The sequence below is a fragment of the Alloalcanivorax gelatiniphagus genome, from assembly GCF_005938655.1.
GTDB lineage: Bacteria > Pseudomonadota > Gammaproteobacteria > Pseudomonadales > Alcanivoracaceae > Alloalcanivorax > Alloalcanivorax gelatiniphagus.
In genome coordinates this window covers 36,666-60,938 of the sequence record NZ_VCQT01000044.1, presented here as the reverse complement: position 1 = coordinate 60,938, position 24,273 = coordinate 36,666, and the positions used below count along the sequence as shown (strand labels likewise).

General features: G+C 67.0%; 21 protein-coding genes. 15 read left to right on the top strand and 6 right to left on the bottom strand.

The window, feature by feature from the left end; translation table 11 throughout:
- Nucleotides 1–25: 25 nt before the first annotated feature.
- The 9 genes from FGS76_RS14435 (at nt 26) to FGS76_RS14395 (ending at nt 8,358) form a co-directional block, all read left to right on the top strand.
- Complete coding sequence (locus FGS76_RS14435; protein ID WP_089034252.1) at nt 26–373, top strand: DUF3147 family protein; 348 nt, start codon at nt 26–28, stop codon at nt 371–373.
- Nucleotides 374–558: 185 nt separating this feature from the next.
- On the top strand, nt 559–1,491 hold the full coding sequence (locus FGS76_RS14430) for a cation diffusion facilitator family transporter (protein WP_138773355.1): 933 nt from the start codon (nt 559–561) through the stop codon (nt 1,489–1,491).
- A gap of 24 nt (nt 1,492–1,515) precedes the next feature.
- Complete coding sequence (locus tag FGS76_RS14425; protein WP_138773354.1) at nt 1,516–2,169, top strand: cation efflux transmembrane domain-containing protein; 654 nt, start codon at nt 1,516–1,518, stop codon at nt 2,167–2,169.
- Nucleotides 2,170–2,202: 33 nt separating this feature from the next.
- Nucleotides 2,203–2,418 (top strand): DUF3820 family protein, encoded by a 216-nt coding sequence (locus FGS76_RS14420; protein WP_138773353.1) that lies wholly within the window; start codon nt 2,203–2,205, stop codon nt 2,416–2,418.
- Between the two features lie 109 nt (nt 2,419–2,527).
- Nucleotides 2,528–3,667, top strand: a complete 1,140-nt coding sequence (locus FGS76_RS14415) for an efflux RND transporter periplasmic adaptor subunit (RefSeq protein ID WP_138773352.1) — start codon at nt 2,528–2,530, stop codon at nt 3,665–3,667.
- Nucleotides 3,667–5,625, top strand: coding sequence for a MacB family efflux pump subunit (locus tag FGS76_RS14410; RefSeq protein ID WP_138773351.1), 1,959 nt, complete (start codon nt 3,667–3,669; stop codon nt 5,623–5,625). The genes FGS76_RS14415 and FGS76_RS14410 overlap by 1 nt, the downstream gene beginning before the upstream one ends.
- Entirely contained in the window at nt 5,618–7,030 is a 1,413-nt protein-coding gene (locus FGS76_RS14405) for an efflux transporter outer membrane subunit (protein WP_138773350.1), read from the top strand. The genes FGS76_RS14410 and FGS76_RS14405 overlap by 8 nt, the downstream gene beginning before the upstream one ends.
- Before the next feature lie 93 nt (nt 7,031–7,123).
- A complete protein-coding gene (locus tag FGS76_RS14400) occupies nt 7,124–7,963 on the top strand; it encodes a histone deacetylase family protein (protein WP_205717273.1) in 840 nt (279 codons plus the stop codon).
- A gap of 20 nt (nt 7,964–7,983) precedes the next feature.
- Nucleotides 7,984–8,358, top strand: a complete 375-nt coding sequence (locus FGS76_RS14395; protein ID WP_138773348.1) for a sirohydrochlorin chelatase — start codon at nt 7,984–7,986, stop codon at nt 8,356–8,358.
- Here the strand turns inward: FGS76_RS14395 and FGS76_RS14390 are convergent.
- Nucleotides 8,355–9,536, bottom strand: a complete 1,182-nt coding sequence (locus tag FGS76_RS14390) for a lipid A deacylase LpxR family protein (protein WP_138773347.1) — start codon at nt 9,534–9,536, stop codon at nt 8,355–8,357. The two genes, FGS76_RS14395 and FGS76_RS14390, sit on opposite strands and share 4 nt — an antisense overlap.
- 329 nt (nt 9,537–9,865) lie before the next feature.
- Nucleotides 9,866–11,026, bottom strand: coding sequence for a cyclopropane fatty acyl phospholipid synthase (gene cfa / locus FGS76_RS14385; RefSeq protein ID WP_138773346.1), 1,161 nt, complete (start codon nt 11,024–11,026; stop codon nt 9,866–9,868).
- Nucleotides 11,027–11,277: 251 nt separating this feature from the next.
- Between cfa and FGS76_RS14380 the strand changes: the two genes are divergently transcribed.
- Together FGS76_RS14380 and FGS76_RS14375 are read left to right on the top strand one after the other, a co-directional pair.
- The gene (locus FGS76_RS14380) at nt 11,278–12,315 is read left to right on the top strand and encodes a metal-dependent hydrolase (RefSeq protein WP_138773345.1); all 1,038 of its coding nucleotides are present in this window, start codon (nt 11,278–11,280) and stop codon (nt 12,313–12,315) included.
- A 220-nt stretch (nt 12,316–12,535) separates the two neighbouring features.
- A complete protein-coding gene (locus FGS76_RS14375) occupies nt 12,536–13,441 on the top strand; it encodes a helix-turn-helix transcriptional regulator (RefSeq protein WP_170214483.1) in 906 nt (301 codons plus the stop codon).
- A gap of 302 nt (nt 13,442–13,743) precedes the next feature.
- On the opposite strand, the gene FGS76_RS14370 is transcribed toward FGS76_RS14375, so the two are convergent.
- Nucleotides 13,744–14,754, bottom strand: coding sequence for a zinc-binding alcohol dehydrogenase family protein (locus FGS76_RS14370; protein WP_138773343.1), 1,011 nt, complete (start codon nt 14,752–14,754; stop codon nt 13,744–13,746).
- Between the two features lie 121 nt (nt 14,755–14,875).
- Between FGS76_RS14370 and FGS76_RS14365 the strand changes: the two genes are divergently transcribed.
- Nucleotides 14,876–16,360 (top strand): amidase, encoded by a 1,485-nt coding sequence (locus FGS76_RS14365; protein ID WP_138773342.1) that lies wholly within the window; start codon nt 14,876–14,878, stop codon nt 16,358–16,360.
- Between the two features lie 332 nt (nt 16,361–16,692).
- On the opposite strand, the gene glcF is transcribed toward FGS76_RS14365, so the two are convergent.
- The 3 genes from glcF to glcD are packed head-to-tail and all read right to left on the bottom strand — an operon-like array spanning nt 16,693 to nt 20,490.
- Nucleotides 16,693–17,928 carry a glycolate oxidase subunit GlcF gene (gene glcF / locus FGS76_RS14360; protein WP_138773341.1) on the bottom strand — a complete coding sequence of 412 codons (1,236 nt, stop codon included), beginning with the start codon at nt 17,926–17,928 and terminating at the stop codon, nt 16,693–16,695.
- A gap of 13 nt (nt 17,929–17,941) precedes the next feature.
- Complete coding sequence (gene glcE / locus FGS76_RS14355) at nt 17,942–18,997, bottom strand: glycolate oxidase subunit GlcE (RefSeq protein ID WP_138773340.1); 1,056 nt, start codon at nt 18,995–18,997, stop codon at nt 17,942–17,944.
- Nucleotides 18,997–20,490, bottom strand: coding sequence for a glycolate oxidase subunit GlcD (glcD, locus tag FGS76_RS14350; protein WP_138773339.1), 1,494 nt, complete (start codon nt 20,488–20,490; stop codon nt 18,997–18,999). The genes glcE and glcD overlap by 1 nt, the downstream gene beginning before the upstream one ends.
- Before the next feature lie 162 nt (nt 20,491–20,652).
- Between glcD and creB the strand changes: the two genes are divergently transcribed.
- From creB to creD, 3 genes are all read left to right on the top strand, one after another.
- Nucleotides 20,653–21,321 (top strand): two-component system response regulator CreB, encoded by a 669-nt coding sequence (gene creB / locus FGS76_RS14345; protein ID WP_240692550.1) that lies wholly within the window; start codon nt 20,653–20,655, stop codon nt 21,319–21,321.
- A complete protein-coding gene (creC, locus tag FGS76_RS14340; protein WP_138773337.1) occupies nt 21,318–22,733 on the top strand; it encodes a two-component system sensor histidine kinase CreC in 1,416 nt (471 codons plus the stop codon). Before creB ends, creC begins: the two co-directional genes overlap by 4 nt.
- Nucleotides 22,734–22,909: 176 nt before the next feature.
- The gene (gene creD, locus FGS76_RS14335) at nt 22,910–24,229 is read left to right on the top strand and encodes a cell envelope integrity protein CreD (protein WP_138773336.1); all 1,320 of its coding nucleotides are present in this window, start codon (nt 22,910–22,912) and stop codon (nt 24,227–24,229) included.
- The last annotated feature ends 44 nt before the right edge of the window (nt 24,230–24,273 follow it).

Genomic DNA, 24,273 nt, shown 5'->3' with positions numbered 1-24,273 from the left:
CAGTATGAGATGGGTAGGAGTTGCTATGCCTTTATTCGTTAAGTATTTGATTACCGCCTTGCTGGTAGTCGTGGTCTCGGAAATCGCCCGCCACAGCGGAAGGTTAGGGGCCTTGGTTGCGGCCTTGCCGTTGGTCACGGTATTAACGCTGATCTGGTTGCATGTGGAAGGCGCGCCCTCGGCCAGGATTGTGGACCACGCGTGGTACACCTTCTGGTACGTGCTGCCAACGCTGCCCATGTTTCTGCTGTTTCCCGTCATGATGGCGCGCTGGGGCTTTTGGCCGGCCCTGTCCTGCAGTGCGCTGTTAACGCTGGTGTGTTTCCTGGTACTGGTGGTAACCATGAAGCGTTTTGGTATTGATTTACTGTAAAGATTTGGCGAATTCAGAGGGAGGACAGAACGCATACCACCAATATTGACGATGAATTACTGGCCATGCCTGTGCGTCGCCGGGGCCGGTCGAGGACCAGTCCGAAGTCCTCTTCCTGATCGGACTTGACCCTGTAGTGGCTACAGGTATTGAAATGTGCCGAAACGGATCGAAGGAGTCGCCCAGTGCACACCCATCACCACCATGATCATGGTCACTCGCACGGCGCGCCGAAGGATTTCGGCCGCGCCTTCGTGATTGCCATCACCCTGAACCTGGGATTCACGATGGTGGAATTCGTCTACGGGTTCATCGCCCAATCCTCGGCGTTGATGGCCGACGCCGGCCACAATCTGTCCGACGTGCTGGGTCTGGTGCTGGCCTGGGGCGGCGCCCTGCTGGCGCGCAAGGCACCGGACAGTCGCTTTACCTTCGGGCTGCGCGGCAGCTCGATTCTGGCGGCGCTGGCCAATGCCATGTTTCTGATGATCGCCTGCGGCGCGATTGGCTGGGACGCCATCCGGCGGCTGGCCGATCCGCCGGAGGTGGCGTCGGTGACCGTCATGGTGGTGGCCGGCATCGGTGTGCTGGTCAACGCGGCGTCGGCCTGGTTGTTCGTTAAGGGTAGTAAGGGCGATCTGAATATCCGTGGTGCCTTCCTGCATCTGGTTGCCGACGCGGCGGTGTCGGTGGGCGTGGTGCTGGCCGGTCTGGCGATACTCTATACCGGCTGGAACTGGCTCGACCCGGTGACCAGTCTGCTGATCACCGTGGTCATCGTGATCGGCACTTGGGGCCTGCTGCGCGAATCCCTGAAGCTGGTGCTGAACGCGGTGCCCGCGAACATCGATCTTCCCGAGGTGGACGCCTGGTTACGTGACCAGCCGGGCGTCACCGGCATTCATGACCTGCACATCTGGGGCATGAGCACCACGGAGAGCGCGTTGACGGTCCATCTGGTGATGCCGGACGGCTTCCCCGGCGACGCCTACCTGGACCGGGTGGCGGACGGGCTGCAACACCGTTTCAGCATTGCCCACAGCACCCTGCAGGTGGAGCGGGGCGATAACGCCCACTTCTGCGTGCTGCACGCGCCGAACGACGGCCAAACCGATTGACCACCGAACCGCACGGAGACTGGCATGGCATGTTGCGAACCGGAACTGGATAAGCAGGCGCCCGTCGCCTACCGAAACGCGCTGATCGCGGTGCTGGCGATCAACCTGGTGATGTTCGGCGTCGAGGCGGCGGTGGGCCTGTTTTCAGGATCCCGGGCACTGCGCGCCGACGCGCTGGATTTCCTGGGTGACGCCGCTACCTACGGCCTCACCCTTTGGGCGCTGGGGCAATCCCTGACCTGGCGATTTCGCGCCGCCCGTATCAAGGGCTTCTCGCTGCTGCTGCTGGGGTTGCTGGTGCTGGCGGACAGCTTGGTAAGCCTGATAACCGGGGCCGCGCCCCCCGGGGTGATGATGTCCGGCATCGGCGCCTTGGCGCTGGTGGCCAACCTCACCAGCCTGATGCTGCTGGTACGCTACCGCCAGGGTGACGCCAATATCCGCTCCGCCTGGCTGTGCACGCGCAATGATGTGCTCGCCAATATATCGGTGATCGTCGCCGGCCTGCTGGTGCTGGCCAGCGGCAGCCACTGGCCGGACGTGCTGGTGGCGATGGCGATTGCCGGTTTGTTCTGCCATAGCGCGGTGTCCATTCTGCGCCAGGCCAATGCCGAACAGAGGGCCGGGCAACGTGACGGGCCGGGCCCCGGTGGTGACGGCTGCGGCCCGGCGCGTTAGTCTGCCCGGCATTTCCGCTCCAACGGCATCGTCATGAGTTTTAAAAACGAAGACCTGATCGCTGTCTGCGAGCGCACCATGCCTTTCGGTAAATACCAGGGCAGGCCGTTGATCGACCTGCCTGAATCTTACCTGCTGTGGTTCGCCGACCGCGGCTTTCCCCGCGGCGAGCTGGGCCGTCTCATGGCCCTGGCGATGATCCTCAGCGTGGAAAATCTCAAGCATCTGGTAACGCCGTTCCGCGAGTGAGCGGCGGGCGTGCACGGTGGTTGGCGGTTTGACGCATATTCTTTGCATCTTTTACCGGTACCTTTGAGGTCGACGCATTCTTTTCTGGGCAGAGTATTCGGGCAGGGTCATGACACGCTGGATCAAACGTCGTTTGCTAATCGTTTCGCTGGTGGTCCTGGCCGCGCTGGCCGCGTCCTGGTGGTGGCTGTCGGGTAACGGCGCCACGGACGGGCAGTGGCAGACCGCCCGGGCCCAACCCGCCGACATCGAGGATCTGGTGACCGCCCTCGGCACCCTGGAGCCCTACGATTACGTGGACGTGGGCGCCCAGGTGTCCGGCCAGCTGGAAAAGCTGCACGTGGATCTCGGCGATAAAGTCGAAAAGGGCCAGCTGCTGGCGGAAATCGATGCCTCGGTGCAGGAGTCGCAGGTGCAGGCGGGCCTGGCGCAACTGGACGCCCTGCGCGCGCAACTGGAGCAGCAGCGCGCCGAGCTGGAACTGGCGCAGGTGCAGTTCGACCGCCAGGAGCGGCTGCGCCAGGCCGACGCCACCAGTGATGACGCCTGGCAGACCGCCAAGGCCACCCTGGCCACCACCCGCGCCCAGATCAAAGTGCTGCAGGCACAGATCGACCAGACCCAGTCCGGCCTTGAGGGCGACCAGGCGACCCTCGGCTACGCCAAGATCTACGCCCCCCGCGACGGCACCGTGGTGACCCTGGACGCCCGCGAAGGGCAAACCCTCAACGCCAACCAGACCGCGCCGATTCTGATGCGCGTCGCCGATCTCTCCACCATGACCGTGTCCACGGAGGTCTCCGAGGCGGACGTGGACCGGCTGGAGATCGGCATGCCGGTGTACTTCTCCACCCTGGGCAACAGCGCCGTGCGTTACGACAGCTCGCTACGCCAGGTGCTGCCGACCCCGGAAGTGGTCAACAACGTGGTGCTCTACACCGCCGAGTTCGATGTGGCCAACCCGGACAACGCCTTGATGTCGGGGATGACCGCCCAGGTGTTTTTCGTGGTGGAGTCCGCCGAGGGAGCGCTTAGCGTGCCCGCGTCGGCGGTGAAGAGCGGCGCCGACGGTCAGTACGTGGAGGCGCCCGCCGGCAAGGGCCGTCTCGAGAAGCGGCCGGTGAAAACCGGCGTCACTGACCGGGTGCGCGTGCAGATCACCGACGGGCTCGCCGAAGGCGACACCGTGGTGATCGGCAAGGTGCAGGCGCACACCGAGGACGAGCCGCGCCGCCGGGGCCTGTTCTGATGGCAGAGCAGACGCCGCGGGCGCCGCTGATCGAGCTGCGCGACATTCGTAAACGCTTCCCCGGCGGTGACGAGGATGTGGAGGTGCTGCACGGCATTTCGCTGACCATCGAAGCCGGCGAATGCGTGGCGATCATGGGCAGCTCCGGCTCCGGCAAATCCACCCTGATGCATCTGCTCGGCTGTCTGGACCGGGCGAGTGACGGCGAATACCGCTTCGCCGGCCAGGACGTCAACGCCATGGACCACCAGGAACTGGCCTGGCTGCGCCGGGAGATGTTCGGGTTCGTGTTCCAGAGCTATCACCTGATCGGCACCGCCAGTGCCTGGGAAAACGTGGCGTTGCCGGCGATCTACGCGGGTATGCATCGCGACGAGCGTAAGGCCCGCGCCCGCGCGCTGCTCACCGACCTGGGGCTGGGCGAGCGCCTGGACCATCGACCCAATCAGTTGTCCGGCGGGCAGCAGCAGCGGGTGTCCATTGCCCGGGCATTGATGAACGGCGGCCGCGTGATTCTCGCCGATGAGCCCACCGGCGCCCTCGACAGTCAGAGCGGCGAGGCCGTGATGGCGCACCTCACCGGGCTGGCCGACCAGGGCCACACGGTGATTCTGATTACCCACGATCGGGAAGTGGCCGCCCACGCCGACCGCATCATCGAGCTGCACGACGGCGAAATTGTCGCCGACACCCGCCACCGGCCCGCACGCGCCACCGCCGAGACGCCCACCGCGCTGGCGCCGCCGGCGGAATCCGGCCTGCCGGAGCCCGGCGAAATCCCCGAGGCGGTGACCATGGCGCTGCGCTCGCTGCGCGCCAACTGGCTGCGCACCCTGCTGACGCTGCTCGGCATCGTCATCGGCGTGGGCGCCGTGGTGGTGATGCTGGCCATCGGACAGGGCGCCAAGCAGGATGTGGTAGCGCGCATCGGCGACATGGGCACCAACCTGCTGGTGATCCGCCCGGACCGGGGCCAGCAGCGCACCGCTGACGGCGTGGTGGCGACCCTGGTGCCGGCCGACGCGGAAGCACTGGAAAGCCTGCCCAATGTGCGGGTGGCGGTGCCGGAGATTTCCGGGTCGGCCACCGCCCGCGCCCTGGGCCGCGATGTCAGCACCTCGGTGAAGGCGGTGTCCTCGGCGTATCCGACGCTGCGTGACTGGGAACGCTCCGCGGGCATCTTTTTCAACACCGACGACGAAGCCCGCTACGCGCCTGTGGCGGTGATCGGCGAAACCGTGCGGGCGAATCTGTTCCCGGACACCGACCCGTTGGGGCAGTTCGTGTTGCTCAACAGTATTCCGTTCCAGGTGATCGGTGTGATGAGCGAGCAGGGCGCCACCAATTGGGGCGACGACCAGGACGATGTGGTGTTCGTGCCGCTCTCCACCGGTACGCTGCGCCTGTTCGGCCAGAATTATCTGCGCTCGATTACCCTGGCGGTGGAAGACATGGCCGCCATCGACGCCACCGAGCAGGCGGCGGTGGACCTGCTGGTGGAGCGCCACGGCACCAAGGACGTGCGGGTGTTCAACATGGCGTCCCTGCTGGACATGATTTCCGACACCCAGAACACCCTCACCATGCTGCTCGGCTCGATCGCGGCGATTTCGCTGTTGGTGGGCGGCATCGGCGTGATGAACATCATGCTGGTGAGCGTCACCGAACGTATCCACGAAATCGGCATCCGCATGGCCACCGGTGCCCGCCAGCGCAATATTCTCCAGCAGTTCCTCACCGAGGCGGTGGTGGTCTCCGCCCTCGGCGGCATCATCGGCGTGCTCGGCGGCGTGGCGGTGGGCCTGCTGCTGAAGGTGTTCGGTCTGCCGATTCTGTTTTCCGCCACGGTGGCCGCGGCCGCCTTCCTGTGCGCCGCGGTGATCGGCCTGGTGTTCGGGTTCGCGCCGGCCCTGAAAGCGGCGCGACTGAATCCGGTGGAGGCGCTCAGCAATGAATAAACCCGGCCTCAAGTTTCAAGCCGCAAGCGGCAAGCGGGCGCTGGTCATGGTGGCGTTCTTCCTGCTGGCGTCCGGGTGCGCCATGCGCTCCGGATTGGAAACGCCGGAGCCGGTGGCGCCGGCCCGGTGGGAGAATCAAATCGCCGATAGCCGGGCGGCGGTGGCGAACCCGGCCTGGTGGCGGGATTTCGGCAACGATGAACTGAACCGGTTGGTGGACCGCGCGCTCGCCGACAACACCGATCTGCGCGCCGCCGCCGCCCGGGTGTTGCAGGCGGAAGGCCGGCTGCAGCAGGCCGGCGCGTCCCTGTTCCCCAGCCTGTCGTTGGGCGGCGGCGCCTCCACCTCCGGTATCTTCGGCGGCGGTGACGGCGCCGACCGCTACCAGCTCAACGCCAATGCCAGCTACGAGCTGGACCTGTGGGGGCGCCTGCGCAACACCCGGGCCATCGCCGAGGCCAACCTGGAGGCCAGCCGTTTTGACCGGGACACGGTGCGGCTCACGGTCCTGGCCAGCGTCGCCAGCACCTGGCTGCAATGGCGTTACCTGGAGGACCGGCTGGCCCTGGCGGAGGACAGCCTGGCCTTGTCCGAGCGGGTTTTGGAAGTGGTGGAGGCCAAGGTGCGCTACGGCGCCGTCTCCCCCCTGGACCTGGCCCAGCAACGCACCCTGGTGGCCAATCAGCGGGCGGCCCTGCCGGCGCTGCGCCAGCAGGCCCGGGAGACCCGCTACGCCCTGGCGGTGCTGGTGGGCGAGTCGCCCCAGGGCTTCGCGCTGGCCGGCGGCGGGTTGGCGGCCCTGAACCTGCCCGCCGTGCAGCCGGACCTGCCGGCGCGGGTGCTGGCGCAACGCCCGGACGTGGGCGCCGCCCTGGCCGGGGTGATGGCCGCCGACCACGGCGTGGCGGTGGCGAGGAGTGCCTGGTGGCCGTCGCTGAGCCTCACCGGTAGCAGCGGCTACGCCAGCGCCTCCCTGGGCGATCTGTTCGCCGGCAACGCCGCCTACAGCCTGGCCGCGTCGCTGAACCAGTTGCTGTTCGACGGTGGCCGCACCCGGGGTGAGAACACCGTGGCCCGGGCCGCCTGGGCGGAGCAGGTGGCCAACTACCAGGGCGTGCTGCTCACCGCGCTGTCCGAGGTGGACCAGAGCCTGGGCAACATCAATGCCCTGGACCGGCAGGGCGAGCACCGCCGGGAGGCCCTGGCCCAGGCCCGGCGCGCCTTTTCCATCGCCGAGGTCCGCTATCGTGAGGGCGACATCGAACTGACCTCGGTGCTGGACGCGCAAAGCAGTCTTAACGGCGCCCGGGAGAATGTGCTGGAGTTGCGTTACAACGCCCTGGTGGCGCGGGTCACCCTGTACCGGGTGCTGGGCCAGGGCCTGGCGGCGGTGGACACGCCCTGACCCGGCCGGCTCCGTTATACTGCCGCCATGTCGATACCGCTGGTTTACCATCCGTCCTACAGTTTTCCGTTCCCCGGGCGCCACCGGTTCCCGATGGAAAAGTTCCGACTGCTGCATGAGCATCTGACCGGCGCCGGCATCGCCACGCCCGCCAACCTGCACCGGCCGGGCCGGGCGCGACCGGCTCTGCTGGCCCGGGCCCACTGCCCGCACTATCTGGACCGGTTTCTGCACAACCGCCTGGAACAGAAGGAAGCCAAACGGCTGGGGCTGCCCTGGAGCGAGGCGCTGGCGCGGCGTACCTGCATTGCGCCCATGGGCACCCTGGTCACCGCCCGGCTGGCGCTGGCCCATGGCATCGCCTGCCACCTGGCCGGCGGCACCCACCACGCCCATTACGACTTCGGCTCCGGTTTCTGCGTGCTCAATGATCTGGCGGTCACCGCCCGGGTGCTGCTGGAGAGCGGCCGGGTGCGGCGGCTGCTGATCTTTGACTGCGATGTGCATCAGGGCGATGGCACCGCGGCCATGCTGGCCGATGAACCGCGCGCCTTTACCTGCTCGATCCATTGCGAGAAAAATTTCCCCACCCGCAAAATGCACAGTGACCTGGATGTGGGCCTGCCGGTGGGACTCGGCGACGACGACTACCTGGAGACGGTGACCGGCACGCTCAGCGATCTGCTGGAACGGGTACGCCCCGATCTGGTGCTGTACGATGCCGGCGTCGATGTGTACGCCGGCGATCCCCTCGGGCGTCTGTCCGTGAGCCTTGCCGGCCTGGCGGAGCGGGAGCGCCGGGTGCTGACGCTTTGCCGCGACCGTGACGTGCCGGTGGCCACCGTGATCGGCGGTGGTTATGACGACGACCGGCCGGCCCTGGCCCGCCGCCACGGGCTGGTGATCGAAGCGGCCCACGCCCTGTGGCGTTAGCCGCACTATTGGAGGTATTCGTGAAGAAAGCTTTGTTGATCATGGCCCATGGCAGCCGCGCCGAGGCCGCCAACCGGGAATTCGAGGCGTTGGTGGAAACCGTGGCCCAGGCGTCCCGGGACTATGTGGCGGTGCTGCCCTGTTTTCTGGAACTGGCCCGGCCTTCGCTGCAGGAAGCGCTGCAGCAGCTGGAGCATCAGCCGGTGGAGACGGTGTACGTCTACCCGCTGTTCTTCAACCAGGGCAAACACGTCGCCGTGGACATTCCCGAGCAGGTGCGCGAAGCCCGCCAGCGCCACCCGCACCTGAGCATCCAGCTGCTCGACTATTTCGGCAGCGCCGACGCCCTGCCGGCCCTGGTGGGCGAGCACATCGCGGGGCAGGTTCCGAGCTAAAACGTCTTCGCCACGATCACGCCGCCCCACAGCACGTTGCGGTCGGCGATGCCGTCGCGCACCTCGGAGGTGTGGCCGCGCAGCACATAGCTGAGCCGCCAGCCGTTATCGAAGGCGTGGGTATAGCCGAGCCAGGCTTCCAGAATCATATGATTCAGTTCATCGGAGTCGTAGGTGACTTCGCTGTCGCGGAACTGCCCCTGCAGAAAGGCGTTGTAGCCCCGCGCCACCACGGCGGCGCCGCCCCACAGATAGCTCTCGGTGGGGGCCGCGCCGCCGTTGTCACGGGCGGCGCCGTCGCCGTAGCTGGTCAGTTCCGGATTGAACCGCCACCAGGGATCGGCGATGCGCCCGCCGCGAAAGCTCAGGCTCCAGCGCGCCTCGGTGATATAGCCGGCGGAGGCCTGCAGGGTGCTTTTCAGCTCCAGGTTGTCGCTTACCTCGAAATACTTCTGGCGCGCCACCGTGTAGCGGGCGGTGGGTTCGCCGCCGTCGCTGACCTGGTGATCCCAGCCTTCCGCCCGCTCGCTGCCGATCACCTTGTGCACCGCGTTCTGACCGTTGCCGACAATGGCCAGCCCCAGGGCGCCCACCGTCAGGCTGCTGTACCAGGCCACGTTGTTTTGCCGGTCGACCTGGGTGCGTGACTGGGACAGGTAGATCAGGCTGGCGTAGGGCCGGTCGTTGTAAAGCGGCGCGGACTCTTCCTTGGCCTCCGGCGTGAAGCCGAACAGGCCGAACTCGATGCTGTGGCCGTCGATGTTCTCCGGTGCCCGACCGTCCACCCCGAACAGGCGGTCCAGACCGGTCAGCAGCGGATTCATGGAATACCAGGCGTCACGGGCCTCGCGGCCGGTGTAGGAGAAACTGAGCCCGTAGGTGTAGTCCTGGTCGCGGCCGGTGGGCACCAGGGCGTCGTTGTCGAACGCGAAGGACCAGCTCTCCCGCTCCGGCTCCTGGCGCGGTGTCCGCCGGGGCCGGCGCGGGGTGCGTTCGTCGCGGTCCAGCTGCGCCAGCTGCACGCCGTCGGCGGACCAGGTGGCGGAATCACCGGGCAGTGCCGGCGCGGTTTGCGCCAGGGCGCCGCCGGCGCTGAACAACAGGGCGGCGGTCAATCCCAGGCCGTACTTGTGAGGAGCACGCCGTGGTGTGGCGGCGTTGGCGGAGTCAGTGTCCATCGTTGTCCGTTCCACAGAAATCACGTTGCCGAATCCCGACCGCCGGATCCGGCGATCACCGCTATACGGCGCTACCCTAAGGGCGTGGCCGCGCGCGGCGGTAGGTCAAAGCTGGGCTTTTCTTGCCTGATTCTGTGTAACGTTGTTGTTGGTAGCCTTCCTGGCCCGCGGTCGGGTCCTTTCCTGGCGGCGTCGCTACCCGAGCGCGCCGCCAACCGGGTTACAGCATTAGCGATTCCGGAGCGGCGCGCGAGAGCCGGCATGTAAAAGCTTGTGCAAAGACGTGCGCCCGTGACGGCGTTGTCATGGAAGGCGGGAAGGCGCCGCCATCAGCGCGGCGCGTGGTAGGTGTGTATGCGATATCCGGGTTTGGAGAACACCCACTGCCAAAGCTGGGTGCTGCGCGCCCGGAAGGTGCCGGCGCACAGGTTCAGGTAGTAATGCCACATGCGGTAAAAGCGCTCGTCGTACTGGTCGCGCAGCTCGCTCCAGTGGGCCTGGAAGTTGGCGTCCCAGGCCTGCAGGGTGCGCGCGTAGTCGGGTCCGAAATTGTGCAGGTCCTCGACCACGAAGCGGTGCTCCGCATGGCGGGCGATCTGCTTGATGGAGGGCAGCTCGCCATTGGGGAAGATGTACTTGTTGATCCAGGCGTCGTGGCCGTTGCTGCTCTCATTGTTGCCAATGGTGTGCAGCAGCATCAGCCCCCGGTCCTTGAGCAGGCGCCGGCTGGTTTCCATGAAGGTGCGGTAATTGCGCCGGCCCACGTGCTCGAACATGCCCACCGACACCACCCGGTCGAATTGCCCGCTCACCGCCCGGTAATCCTTGAGCAGCACTTCCACCGGCAGATCCCGGCACCGTTGCCGGGCAAACCGGGCCTGCTCCGAGGACACGGTGACCCCCTGGGCGCGCACGCCGTAATGCCGGGCGGCGAATTCCAGCAGGCTGCCCCAGCCGCAGCCGATGTCCAGCAGGGTCATGCCCGGTTCCAGTTCCAGCTTGCGGCAGATCAGATCCAGCTTGGCCTCCTGGGCCTGGTGCAGGGTCTCCGCGTCTTTCCAGTAGCCGCAGCTGTAGGCCATGGTCGGGTCCAGCATTCTGGCGAACAGCTCGTTGCCCAGATCGTAATGCTGTTCCGCCACCTGCCCGGCGCGGCGCCGGCTCTGTCGATTGCGCAGGGTATGGCCGAGCAGTTGCAGGGCCAGCATCCATCGGCTTTTGCCCAGGTCGTCGCCGCCGGCGCGCAGGATACGGAAGATGAACTCGTCCAGGGCCTGGCAGTCCCACCAGCCGTCCATATAGGATTCGCCCAGCCCCAGGGAGCGCTGCGCGGCAATGCGTGAAAGAGTTTCGGGATGATGGATCTGAAGATCCCAGGGTCGCCGGCCGTTGATCTGCACATCGGCATTGGAAAGCACCGTGGCGATCAGGTCGTCGATGGCGCGCGACCCGGTACGGTGCGCGTCTTCCTGGCTGCGTGAGTCGAGCATACGGCATCTCCTGGGCAAAAGGTGAAGACGGTATGAAGCTGTCAGCATGGCCGGCATTGACGACCATTCTTTGACGCTCCGCTCACGGACGCAAGCGCCGAACCCTTGAAATGTTCGCGCAAGTTTTCCTGGTGGCTGGATTTTTACAATATTATTCAAGCGCTTGGCTTGTTTGGCGGCGAAGGTATGGATGCCTTCTATGGGCGCGATTCGCCACCTCTATTATTCCCGGTTTTCCTTTGGAGCACGGCATGGACTCTTTAACGCAGGCGGCGCTGGGTGGCGCCCTGGGGGGCGCGATACTGGGGCGGCGCTGGGGCCGTGGCGCGGTGCTGGCCGGGGCGGCCCTGGCCACCCTGCCGGATCTGGACGTGCTGATCGATTACGGTGACGCGGTGGCCAACTTTTCCGAGCATCGCGGCTTTAGCCATTCGCTGCTGGTGCTGACGCCGCTGGCCTTGCTGCTGGCGTTTCTGCTCAGCCGTTGGAAAACCTCGGTGAGTTTCGGACGCGCCCTGGCATTCACCGGCCTGGTGCTGATCACCCATCCGTTATTGGACGCCTTCACCACCTACGGCACCCAGCTGTGGTGGCCGCTGGGCCCGCCGGTGGCCTTGAACAGCATCTTTATTATCGACCCGCTTTATACCCTGCCGCTGCTGGTGGCGGTGGTGATCGCCCTGATCCGGCCGCCGGCCACCACCGCCCTGGTGGTGGGTCTCTCGCTGTCCAGCGCCTACTTGCTGTGGAGCCTGGCGGCGCAGCAATGGATGACGCACAGGGTGGCCCGCACCCTGGCGGATCAGGGCATCGAGGACGCGCCCATGATGGTGCAGCCGATGCCGTTCTCCACCTTCCTGTGGCGGGCCACGGTGATGGCGCCGTCGGCGCGTCTGGAGATCGTCACCGGGGTGTTCGATGGCGACGGGCCGCTCCATGTGGAGCGCTTTCCGCGCCGCCCGGAACTGGAGCAGGCGGCCGCCGGGCTGGCGGACGGCCAGCGGCTGATCTGGTTCACCGATGGCTTTCTCGATTACCGGCGCAACGGCGACCGGATGGTGGTCACCGATGTGCGCCTGGGGGTGCCCGGTGCCCACCCGTTCCAGTTCGTGATTGCCCAGCGGGCACCGGACGGCTGGGCGCCGATGGTCAGCACCCGTCTGCCCCGCCCGATGATCAATGAACAGGTGTGGCCGATGCTCTGGCGGCGCACCTTCGCCCTGGCGCCGGTGCTGTGCCTGCACAATCTGCAGCTGGGGGAGTCGCCGGCGGCCTGCGGGCAGCCCTGACGCGGAGCCGTCCGCCATTAGCGATCGGCTGCCGCCGGCCGAGGCCCCACGGTGCCCCGGCCGGTGTTCGGGGGTAAATTGACAGTAAGTCACAACTGCAGGAGGCTTATCCGGGGATTGGGGAAGAGACGTCACGGAAACCATGGCACATATCACGTTTTCCACCACGGATTATCCGCCGGCGGAGCGCCTTGAGGCCTCCCAGGATATCTATGCGGCCATGGCCAATATTGATGTCTCGCTGCCCCATGGCAAAGCCCCTGACATCGACACTCGCATCCGCCTGCTACCCGGCATTTCCATCGCACTGATAAAAACGTCGCCGCTTATCGTTAAGCGCCGTTCCCGGCATATTCAGGACGGCAACGATGACGTTGCCCTGTTGCTGAACCCAACCGGACGCGCCGCCTGGCGCTCCGAGCTGGGCGGCGTTGGCGAAGTGGAATGCAGCCCTGGTGCCGGCTGCTTTGGTTTCAATGATCGCCCGGGCACCATCGAGTTTCAGGGCAGCCGGACCTACATGCTCAATATCTGCTTCTCGCGCTCCCTGCTCGGGCCATTGGTTGGCGATATCGAACGTCCCGGCAAATCACCGCGGCTTGCCCAGGAGACATTCGCTCATCTGACCCGGTGCGCCATCGACCTGGTCCAGGCGCCGGAGCCGGAAGATGGCGATCTGCTTGCCGATACCAACAGGCTGCTGGATCTCGCCGCGCTCTCGGTGGGCGCGCCCCGCGATATTGAAATCACCGCGCGGCACCGGGGCCTCAAGCAGGCGCGCCTGCGGGCGGTCAAGGCGGACCTGCGCATCAGTGCCTGGCGCGGCGACACCTCCCTTGGCTGGCTGGCAAAACGGCACGGCGTATCGCCCGGGTACATTCGCGCCATGTTCGAGCAGGAAGGCCAGAGCTACACCGACTACGTACTGGAGCTGCGCCTGGAGCGGGTTTTCCAATGTCTCAAAAGCCCCGCCCATGGCCACAAGAAAGTCGCGGACATCATCTATGAGGCCGGCTTCAACAACCCGTCCTGGTTCTACCGCGCCTTCAAGCGCCGCTTTGGTCAGACGCCGGGGGAAGTCCGTGAACTGGCCAGTACCCGGCAACCCGCCGGGGCCTCCCTCTGAACACAAGTCCGCATCTGTCATCAACGTTGTGGCGCTGAGTGGAAGCCGGTGCCATAGCGGCTTGCTAAGCTCCTCGTCCTTGAACAATGCATAGCGACCTTGGGGGGGAGCTGGCACTGTGAAAGGCTGGTGGCAGTATCTCCAGCATGCAGGGCCCCTGCACTTTCCGCTGATGGTGGCGCCCCGCCGCAAGCGGCGGAAAGAGCAGGGGCACACTGCTCTCTCTTGAATCCAGACCATTGAGCGTCAGGCCATCACCGCCCACATCCCTGCTGACGCCAATACCCACCGCAACGGCATCATCAGTCCCAGCCGGCCAGCACCAGTTTGCCGATGGTGCCGCCGCCTTCGATGCGACGGTGGGCTTCCTTCAGGTTGGCGGCGTTGATCGGCCCCAGGGTTTCCGCCAGGGTGGTTTCCAGCACGCCGTCGTCCACCAGTTTCGCCGCCTGGCCGAGAATCTCGCCCTGGCGCTCCATGTCCACGCCGAACAGGGCGCGGGTGAACATGAACTCCCAGGCGAAGCGGGCGCTTTTCGGTTTCAGCGGGTTGGTGTCCAGCGGGCCACGGGCATCGACGATGGAAACGATGCCGCCCAGCGGCGCCACCAACTGGCAGACCTGGTTCCAGTAACCGTCCGGTTCCTGGGCCAGCAGAATGGCGTCCACCTGCTCGATGCCCAGTTCCTTGAGCGGCGCCACCAGGCCCTGGCGGTAGTCGATGGTGTGGTGGGCGCCCATGGCCCGGCACCAGTCCGCGGAGCGTTCCCGGCCGGCGGTGGCGATCACCGTCATGCCGAAGTGGCGGGCCGCCAGTTGCGCGGCGATGGAACCCACGCCGCCGGCGCCGCCGACGATCAGCAGGGTCTTGCCGTTGGCGTTGTGCGGGGTCAGACCGAGCTGGTCCTCCAGCGCTTCCCAGGCGGTCAGGGTGGTCAGCGGCAGCGCCGCCGCTTCCTGCAGGCCCAGGCTTTGCGGCGCCTTGGCGACGATGCGTTCGTCCACGCACTGGTATTGGGCGTTGGAGCCCTGGCGCTGCATGGCGCCGGCGTACCAGACCCGGTCGCCGGGCAGAAAACCGCGCACCTCGGAACCCACCGCCTCGACCCGGCCGGCGGCGTCAAAGCCCAGCACCTTATGGCCTTTGTCCGCCAGCGGCCGCTGGCGTACCTTGGTGTCCACCGGATTCACCGACACCGCTTCCACCGCCACCAGCAGGTCCCGGGGACCGGGTTGCGGCTGCTCCAGCTCGATGTCTTCCAGGGCGTGCACGTCCTCGATGGCGCGCGGTTGGTTGAAGCCAACTGCTTTCATGGGGCCTCCCGGGCTAATGTGCTTTGTGGGGGATTGTGGCACCGTAGGAGCGGCTTCAGCCGCGATCATCAACGCCGTTATCGCGGCTGAAGCCGCTCCTACGAACAACAAGGATAGCATCATGAACTTTGAAGAATACCGGCGCCACGATGGTTTGGGGTTGGCGGAGTTGGTGGCCAAGGGTGAGGTCACCGCCGGGGAGCTGCTGGAGGTGGCGATCCAGCGGGCGGAAGCGGTGAACCCCAAGCTGAACGGGCTGGTCATTCCGCTTTACGACGAGGCCCGGCGGCGCGCCGGCGAGTTCCTGGAGGGGCCCTTCGCCGGGGTGCCCATGCTGGTCAAGGACCTGTTCCAGGAGATCGGCGGGGCGCCGGCCTATTCCGGCAACAAGGCGCTCAAGGCGATGGATAACCGGGCGCCCCGGGATTCGGAGCTGGTGCGCCGCTGGAAGGCCGCCGGGCTGGTGCCGTTCGGGCGCACCAACACGCCGGAGTTCGGCTCCAAGGGCGTCACCGAGCCGGAATCCTTTGGCGCCACCCGTAACCCCTGGAACACGGACCATACGCCGGGCGGTTCCTCCGGCGGCTCGGCGGCGCTCACCGCCGCCGGCGTGGTGCCGTTCGCCGGTGCCAATGACGGTGGCGGCAGCATCCGTATTCCCGCCGCCTGCTGCGGCCTGTTCGGGCTCAAGCCCGGGCGCGGGCGCACCCCCTGGGGCCCGGAGATGGTGGAGGCCCTGCACGGCATTTCCGTGAACCACGTGGTGAGCCGCTCGGTGCGCGATTCCGCCGCCCTGCTGGACGCCACCCACGGCGACGAGCACGGCAGCCTGTTCCATATCGCGCCGCCGGAACGGTCCTACCTCAGCGAACTGGAGCGTGACCCGCGGCCGCTGAAAATCGGCTTCTCCCTGACCTCGCCCATCGGCACCCCGGTGGACCCGGAAGCGGTCAAGGCGGTGCAGGACACCGCCCGCCTGCTGGAAAGCCTGGGCCACCATGTGGAGGAGGCGGCGCCGTCCCTGGATATGATGGCCATGAGCATGGACTGGCTGGGCATCTGGTTCACCAAATGCGCCGGCGAGGTGGCACGGGTCAAGGAACTCACCGGTTGCGGTGACGAAGGCTTCGAGATGGACACCCTGGCCATGGCCGCCTTCGGCCACGCCACCCGCGCCGACGAGTACCTGGGCTTTTACCAGCGCGGCCAGCTTTATTCCCAGCAGCTGGCGGATTTCCACGACCGCTATGACCTCTGGCTCACCCCCACCCTGGCCATGCAGCCGGCGGCCATCGGTGCCTCCGCCACGCCGGCCTGGCAGCAAAACGCCCTCAAGGTGATTCTCAAACTGCGCGCCGGCAAGCTGGTGATGAAATCCGGCCTGGTGGAGCAGATGGCCCGGGAAAACATGAAGTACGTGCCCTTCACCCAGCTCGCCAACTTCACCGGCGTACCGGCCATGTCGGTGCCGCTGCACTGGTGCGACAGCGGCCTGCCCATGGGCGTGCATTTCGTCGGCACCCACGGCGACGAGGGCAAGCTGCTGGCCCTGGCTGGGCAGTTGGAGAAGGCCAAGCCTTGGTTTGATCGTATGCCGGAGGTTTAAAACCTGATCGCGACTAAAGTCGCTCCTACCGCCTCCATTGGACATACGGTGCGTTCGGAGCCGGTGTAGGAGCGACTTCAGTCGCGATCAAGCCTCTCGGACAACCCCCGATCCACAACCTCGACCCAATGCCGTACCGGCCCCCGCCCAGCCGCGCCCAGATGCATCTGACAGCCGATATTGGCGGTGGCGATGGCGTCCGGTTGGCCGCTTTCCAGGGCGTCGGGTTTGTTGTTCCGCAATAGCGCGGTTGGGGCGAGTTCATCGCGACTGAAGCGGAGTGCCGCCCAGTCGCTCCTACAGAGATATCCGACCACCCTGTAGGAGCGACTTCAGTCGCGATCAAGCGTCGCGGATAACCCCTGATCCACAACCTCGATCCAATGCCGTACCGGCCCCCGCCCAGCCGCGCCCAGATGCATCTGGCAGCCAATATTGGCGGTGGCGATGGCGTCCGGTTGGCCGCTTTCCAGGGCGTCGAGCTTGTTGTCGCGCAGTTGCCGGGCCATGGCCGGTTGGGTGATGGAGTAGGTCCCGGCGGAGCCGCAGCACAGGTGGCCGTCGGGTACCGGGGTGAGGTCGAAGCCCAGGCGGGTGAGCACGCCTTCGGTGACGCCGGCCAGGCGCTGGCCGTGTTGCAAGGTACAAGGGCATTGGAAGGCGAGCCGGCTTTCGGTGTGCACTGCCAGCGTGTCCAGATTCTCTTCGGCGAGAAACTCGCCCAGATCGCGGCTGTGCGCGCTGACCCGGCGTGCCTTGTCGGCGTAGGCCGGGTCGTCGGCGAGCACCTTGCCGTATTCCTTGATAAAGGCGCCGCAGCCGCTGGCGGTGGGGATGATCGCTTCCACGCCGTCGTCCAGGGCGGCGATCCAGGTGTCGATATTGCGTCTGGCCCGGTCCAGGCCGGTGGCCTGGCCGTCCAGATGATAGTCCACCGCGCCGCAGCAGCCGGCGCCGGACCATACTTCCGCGCCGATGCCGAGACGGTCCAGCACCCGGGCGGTGGCGGCGTTGGTGTTGGGTGACAGGGCCGGTTGCACGCAGCCGGCCAGCAGCGCCACCCGGCGTGGGTGGCCGCCGCCGGGCCAGTGGCCCGCCGGCGGCACCCGGGCGGGGATCTTCTCTTTCAGTGCCGTTGGCGCCAGCGGCCGGACCAGCCGCCCCAATCCCATCAGGGCGGCGAACAGTCGCGGGTGCGGCATCAGGGCGCGCAGGCCCCGACGCAGCAGCCGGTCCCGCGTGGAACGGGGCACCTGGCGCTCCAGTTCCGGCCGGGCGATGTCCAGCAGGGAGTGGTAGTCCACGCCGGAAGGGCAGGTGGTCTCGCAGGCCCGGCAGCTCAGGCAGGCGTCCAGGTGCTGCTGGGTGCCGTCGCCGGGCTCGTTGCCCTCCAGCATTTCCTTCATCAAATAGATGCGCCCGCGCGGGCCGTCCAGCTCGTCGCCGGTGAGCTGGTAGGTGGGGCAGGTGGCGTTGCAGAAGCCGCAATGCACGCAGCTGCGCAGGATCGATTCCGCTTCCTCGGCGCGGGGCAGTTGGCGGGCGGTGTCGCTGAGTCGGGTTTGCATGGCCGGCCTCCGGTTACAGGTCCGCGTACAACCGGCCCGGATTGAAAATCCGCTCCGGGTCCAGGCGGGCTTTCAGCGTCTGGTGATAGCGCAGCAGGGCCGCCGGCAGCGGGTGGAAGGGCGCGTCCTCCGCTTCCTCGCCGCCGAAGCGGGTGGCGGAGCCACCGGCGCTGGCGGCCAGCTGCCGCAGGGTGGCGGTGTCGGCGTCGCTTTTCAGCCAGCGCTGGGCGCCGCCCCAATCACTGAGCTGGGTGCCGGGCAGCTCCAGCACCGGCGCCGCCGGTGGCAGGGACAGCCGCCACAGGGGTTTGGCACCATCGAAGAACGGCAGCCGGTGGTCGCGCAGTTTGTCCCAGTAGTGGTTGTCCTCCAGGGGCTCGCCGCCGATCTCCGCAACCGCCGCGTGCACCGAGCCCTGGTTGCCTTCCAGCCGTATTCTCAGCAGGCCGCCGCCGTGGCAGGCGGCGCTCAGGGGCAGGCCGCGCCGGCGCCAGTCCAGCACCCGTTCCCGGGCCTGTTCGCCGGTCAGGCGCAGTTGCAGGGAGCGGCTGGCGCGGGGGCGGGGCAGCACCTTGAACGAGACTTCCGTGATCAGGCCCAGGCAGCCAAAGCTGCCGGCCATCAGCCGGGACAGGTCGTAGCCGGCCACGTTTTTCATTACCTCGCCGCCGAAGCGCAGGTGTTGGCCCTCGCCGGTAATCACCCGGGTGCCGAGCACGAAGTCCCGCACCGAACCGGCCCAGGGCCGGCGCGGCCCCGCCAGGCCGCTGGCCACCATGCCGCCGACGCTGGCGTCGCCGCCGAACAGGGGCGGCTCGAACGGCAGCATCTGGTCCTGCTCCGCCAGGGTGGCGATCAACTCGCTGACCAGCGTGCCGGCGCGGGCGGTGACCACCAGCTCACTGGGGTCGTAGTGCACCACGCCGCTGTGCTCCAGGGTATCCAGAATCTCGCCGTCCACCGGCCGGCCCAGATGGAACTTGCCGCCGGTGCCCCGGGGGCACAGCGGCCGGCGTTCGGCGCGGGCGGCGCGCACCCGCTCCAGCAGAGCCTCGGACTGATCGCCCATCAGAAACGCTCCAGGTCCGGGAACGGCAGTTCGCCCCGGTGAATGTGCATGGTGCCGAATTCCGCGCAACGGTTCAGGGTGGGAATGTTCTTGCCCGGGTTGAGCAGCCGCTGTGGATCGAAGGCGGCCTTCACCGCGTGGAAGCAGGTGATCTCGTCGGCGTCGAACTGGCTGCACATCTGGTTGATCTTCTCCCGGCCCACGCCGTGCTCGCCGGTGATGCTGCCGCCCACCGCCACGCACAGCTCCAGGATGCGCCCGCCCAGGGCCTCGGCCCGGTGCAGTTGGTCGCTGTCGTTGGCGTCGAACAGAATCAGCGGGTGCATGTTGCCGTCGCCGGCATGGAAGACATTGGCCACGCGCAGGTGGTATTCCCGGGACAGCGCCTCGATGCCGGCCAGCACCTTGGGCAGCTCCCGTTTCGGGATGGTGCCGTCCATGCAGTAGTAGTCCGGCGAGATGCGCCCCACCGCCGGGAAGGCCGCCTTGCGGCCGGCCCAGAAGCGTTGCCGTTCAGCGTCGTCCCGAGCCTGGCGGACCTCGGTGGCGCCGGCGTTTTCCATCACCGCGCGCACCCGCTGGCAGTCCTCGTCCACATCGCTTTCCACGCCGTCCAGTTCGCACAGCAGAATGGCTGCGGCGTCCCGGGGGTAGCCGGCGTGGGCGAAATCCTCGGCGGCGCACAGGGCCAGGTTGTCCATCATCTCCAGGCCGCCGGGGATGACGCCGGCGGCGATGATGTCGGCCACCGCCTGGCCGGCCTTCTCCACGTTGTCGAAACTGGCCAGCAGCACCTTGGCGCAGGGCGGCGCCGGCAGCAGCTTCACGGTGATCTCGGTGACGATGCCGAGCATGCCCTCCGAGCCGGTGAACAGCGCCATCAAATCAAAGCCCGGCGTGTCCAGGGCATCGCTGCCCAGGGTCAGGCATTCGCCGTCCACGGTGACGATGTCCAGCTTCAGCAGGTTGTGCACGGTGAGGCCGTATTTGAGGCAATGCACGCCGCCGGCGTTCTCCGCCACGTTGCCGCCAATGGAGCAGGCGATCTGCGACGAAGGGTCCGGCGCGTAGTAGAGGCCGTAGGGGGCGGCGGCCTGGGAAATGGCCAGGTTGCGCACCCCGGGCTGCACCCGGGCGGTGCCGGCCTGCGGGTCGATCTCGACAATGCGATTGAAGCGCGCCATCACCAGCAGGATGCCTTTCTCCAGCGGCATGGCGCCGCCGGACAGACCGGTGCCCGCGCCCCGGGCCACCACCGGCACGCCCTCGTCGCTGGCGATGCGCATCAGCCCCTGGACCTGCTCCAGGGTGTCCGGCAGGGCCACCAGCATGGGCACGGTGCGGTAGGCGGCCAGGCCGTCGCATTCATAGGGTGTCAGGTCTTCCCGCCGGTGCAGCAGGTGCAGATCGGGCAGATCCCGCCGCAGGCGGTCAAGCAGGGCCGTCTTGTCCACGTCGGGCAGGGGGCCGTCTAGCCGTTCGTCGTAATGCATGGTTCCGCCGGGCTGCTGTTATTGGAATGTCGCGGGTGCAAGGTCGCGGGGCCGGCGGTCAGTGTGCAACGGCCCCGGGGTGGCGGCAAGGGCGGCGCGACGTTGGTCGAAAGGCCCGCTGCCGGTGCTATGATGACCGCGTTTTTCGCAACGGGGACCACCGTGACCGCGCATATTCTGATCGTGGACGACGAACCGAGGGTGGCGGAGCCGCTGAGCTTCGCGCTGCAACGGGAGCACTTCCGGGTCACCCACGTGGAGCGCGGCGAGCAGGCGCTGGCGGTGCTGGGCGAGGACCCGCCGGCGCTGGTGGTGCTGGACGTGGGCCTGCCGGACATCAACGGTTTCGAGGTGCTCAAGCGGGTGCGCCGGGACAGCGAGGTGCCGGTGCTGTTTCTCACCGCCCGGGAGGACGAACTGGACCGCATCCTGGGCCTGGAACTGGGTGGCGACGACTATGTCACCAAGCCGTTCAGCCCCCGCGAGGTGGTGGCCCGGGTGCGCGCCATTCTCAAGCGCCAGGGCGCCGCTCCGGCGCAGGCCCCGGTGCGGGACTGGCGCGTGGACGGCGATGCCGCCCGGGCCTGGTTCCGCGAGCAGCCCCTGGCCCTGACGCTTTCCGAATACCGGATTCTGGAAGCCCTGGTGCGCCACCCGGGCCAGGTGTTCAGCCGTGCCCGGCTGCTGGATATCTGCGGCAGCGAGGAGGACAGCTTCGAGCGCGCCGTGGACACCCACATCAAAACCCTGCGCGCCAAGCTGCGGCCCCTGGGCGGTGACGGCTGGATCGTGACCCGGCGTGGCCTGGGCTATGTGCTGGAACGGCCATGAAACTGAGCCGCCAACTGCTGCTGATTTTCTTCCTGGTGATGGGGCTGGTGAGCTGGTTCACCATGGACCTGGTGCTGGGCGAGGCCAAGCCGCTGGTGCGCCAGTCCGCGGAGGAAACCCTGGTGGACGCCGCCAACTTGCTGGCGGAAATCATTGCCTCGGACGTGCGCGAACAGCGGCTCACCATCACCCCGGACTTGCGCGCCGCTTTGCAGCGCTACGCCGACCGCGCCCCCGCCGCCACCATCTGGGGGCTGAACAAGAACCGCACCGACACCCATGTGTACGTCACCGATGCCCGGGGCGTGGTGCGGTTCGATTCCCAGGGCGTCAACGAAGGCGAGGATTTCTCGCAATGGAACGATGTGCTGCTGACCCTGCAGGGGAAGTACGGCGCCCGCACCAGCCGCTCCGACCCCAACGATCCCACCTCCTCGGTGCTGTACGTGGCGGCGCCGGTGCGTCACGACGGCACCCTGATCGGCGTGGTCACCCTGGGCAAGCCCAGTGCCTCGATTCAGCCGTTCGTGGCCCAGGCGGAGGCGCGGCTGATCCGCTACGGCTGGATGGCGCTCAGCGTTTGCCTGCTGCTGGGCGTGGGTCTGGCCTGGTGGATCAGCCGCCGGGTCGGGCGCCTGCGCGCCTATGCCCTGGCGGTGGCGGAAGGGGGCCGGCCGGCGCCGCCGCGCTTCCGGGTGCGCGACGAAATCCACGACCTGGCGCGGGCGGTCACCGCCATGCGCCGCAAGCTGGAGGAACGGTCCCGTCTGGAAAACCACACCGCCATGCTCACCCATGAGATGAAGAGCCCGCTGGCGGCGATTCGCGGCGCTGGGGAAATCCTCGCCGAGGAAGTCAGCGACCCGGCCCTGCACCGGCTCACCGAAAATGTGGTGCACGAAAGTCAGCGGCTCAGCGACCTGCTGGACCGCATGCTGGCACTGGCCCGGCTGGAGAAACTGGAAAGCCTGCCGTCCCGCCGTGACCAGCCCCTGGCGCCGCTGCTGGACGAATGGCGCCGCAGCCGTCAGGTGCTGCTCGATGACAAGGAGCTGAAGGTGTCGCCGGAAGGCGAAGCGGTGCTGCACGTGGACCCGGACACCACCCGGCTGGCCCTGTTCAACCTGCTCGACAACGGGCTGCGCTTCGCCGAACCCGGCTCCACCCTGGTGGTGGCCGGCTGGCGTGACGGCGACAGCGGTGGCGTCCACGTGACCAACCAGGGCCCGCGCATTCCCGACTATGCTTTGGAGCGCGTCACCGAACGATTTTATTCCCTCCCCGCGCCCGGCGAAGAAAAAAGCTCCGGCCTGGGCCTGGCCATGGTCCGCGAAGTCGCCGAACTACACGGCGGCTGGCTGCGCGTCGAAAACCTGGACCACGGCGTCCGCGTCACGCTTTGCCTCAGCTGATTGCCGGCCTGTTGTGGGAGCGGCTGGGCGGCATTCCGCTTTAGCCGCGATCAAGGGCCGTGCCATCGGCATCGCGGCTGAAGCCGCTCCTACAATAACGATCGCGCACACGAAATCCCCACATTCCCCCCACGCCCGCCGGGCAAGCTGGGCGCTCCGAATCAAGGGAGACGACCATGGCCCAGAGCCCATTGAAAAAAATCCTTATCATCATCGGCCTGATGCTGGTGCTGGTGGTGCCGTTGTTGATGATCCAGGCGAAGATCAACGAACGCCAACAACGGGCGATGGTGGTGAGCGCGCAAATCAGCAACCAGTACGGCGGCGAACAGACCCTGTCCGGGCCGGTGATTCTGGTGCCCCAGGTGCGCCGCCACGAGGTGGTGTACACCGACAAGGAAACCGGCGAGTCCCGTTCACGAATAGAAACCCGCTACGAGCGCATCGCCCGGGTCCCGGATACCTTGACCATTGATGGGGAGCTGCGGACCGAAACTCTGTATCGCGGTATCTACGGCACCCCGGTGTACCGCAGCCAGCTCAACGTGGAGGCGGCTTTCCCGGCGGGCTGGGGCGAGCCCCAGTCGTCGGCTTTCCGTGATCAGCGCGCGGCGTTGCTGGTGTTGCGGGTGGAGGACCTGCGCGGCCTGGCGGAGCGGCCGCGCCTGAGCATCGGCGACCAGACCCTGACGCTGCTGGAACCCGGCGAGATTCCCGAATCCCTGGGTGGCAATGTGCTGGTGGCGAAGCTGCCGGACAATCTGCCGGGCCCCTTCACCGTGTCCGTGGAACTCAACCTTAACGGCAGCCGCTCGCTGGCGGCCCTGCCCCTGGCCAAGGAAACCAGCATGACGCTGCGCGGTGACTGGCCGCACCCGGGCTTCACCGGCCTGCTGTTGCCGGCGGAACGGCAAGTCGGCGACGACGGCTTCATGGGCCGCTGGTACACCAACAGCCTGGCGGCGGCCAGCGCCATCTCCTGCGCCGGCGACAACGCCCTGTGCCAGGACTATCAGAAAGCCCTGCGGGTGGACCTGGTGCAGCCGGTCACCGGCTTGCTGTCCAGCGAGCGGGCGCTTAAATACAGCTATCTGATCGTCGGCCTTACCTTTGCCGCTTTCTTTTTGTTCGAAGTGATGCGGCGCATGGCGGTGCATCCCATGCAATACCTGCTGGTGGGGCTGGCGCTGGCCATGTTCTATCTGCTGCTGGTGGCGTTGGGCGAGCATGTGGATTTCGCCTGGGCCTATGGCATCGGCGGATTGGCCTGTGTCGGTGTGATCGGTGTCTATCTGAGCGCGGTGTTGCGCTCGGCCAAGGCGGGGTGGGGGTTCGCCGGCGCCCAGGCGCTGGTGCTGGCGTTGATTTACGCCATCCTGAATGCCGAGGACTATGCGCTGCTGATGGGGTCGTCGCTGTTGTTCGTCACCCTGGCGGCGGTGATGGTGCTCACCCGTCACGTGGACTGGAGTGCCGCCCAGACCCGCGGGCAGTAGCGGCCTGGATAGCCATGGAAGATGCGGAAAACGTTAGGGAACAG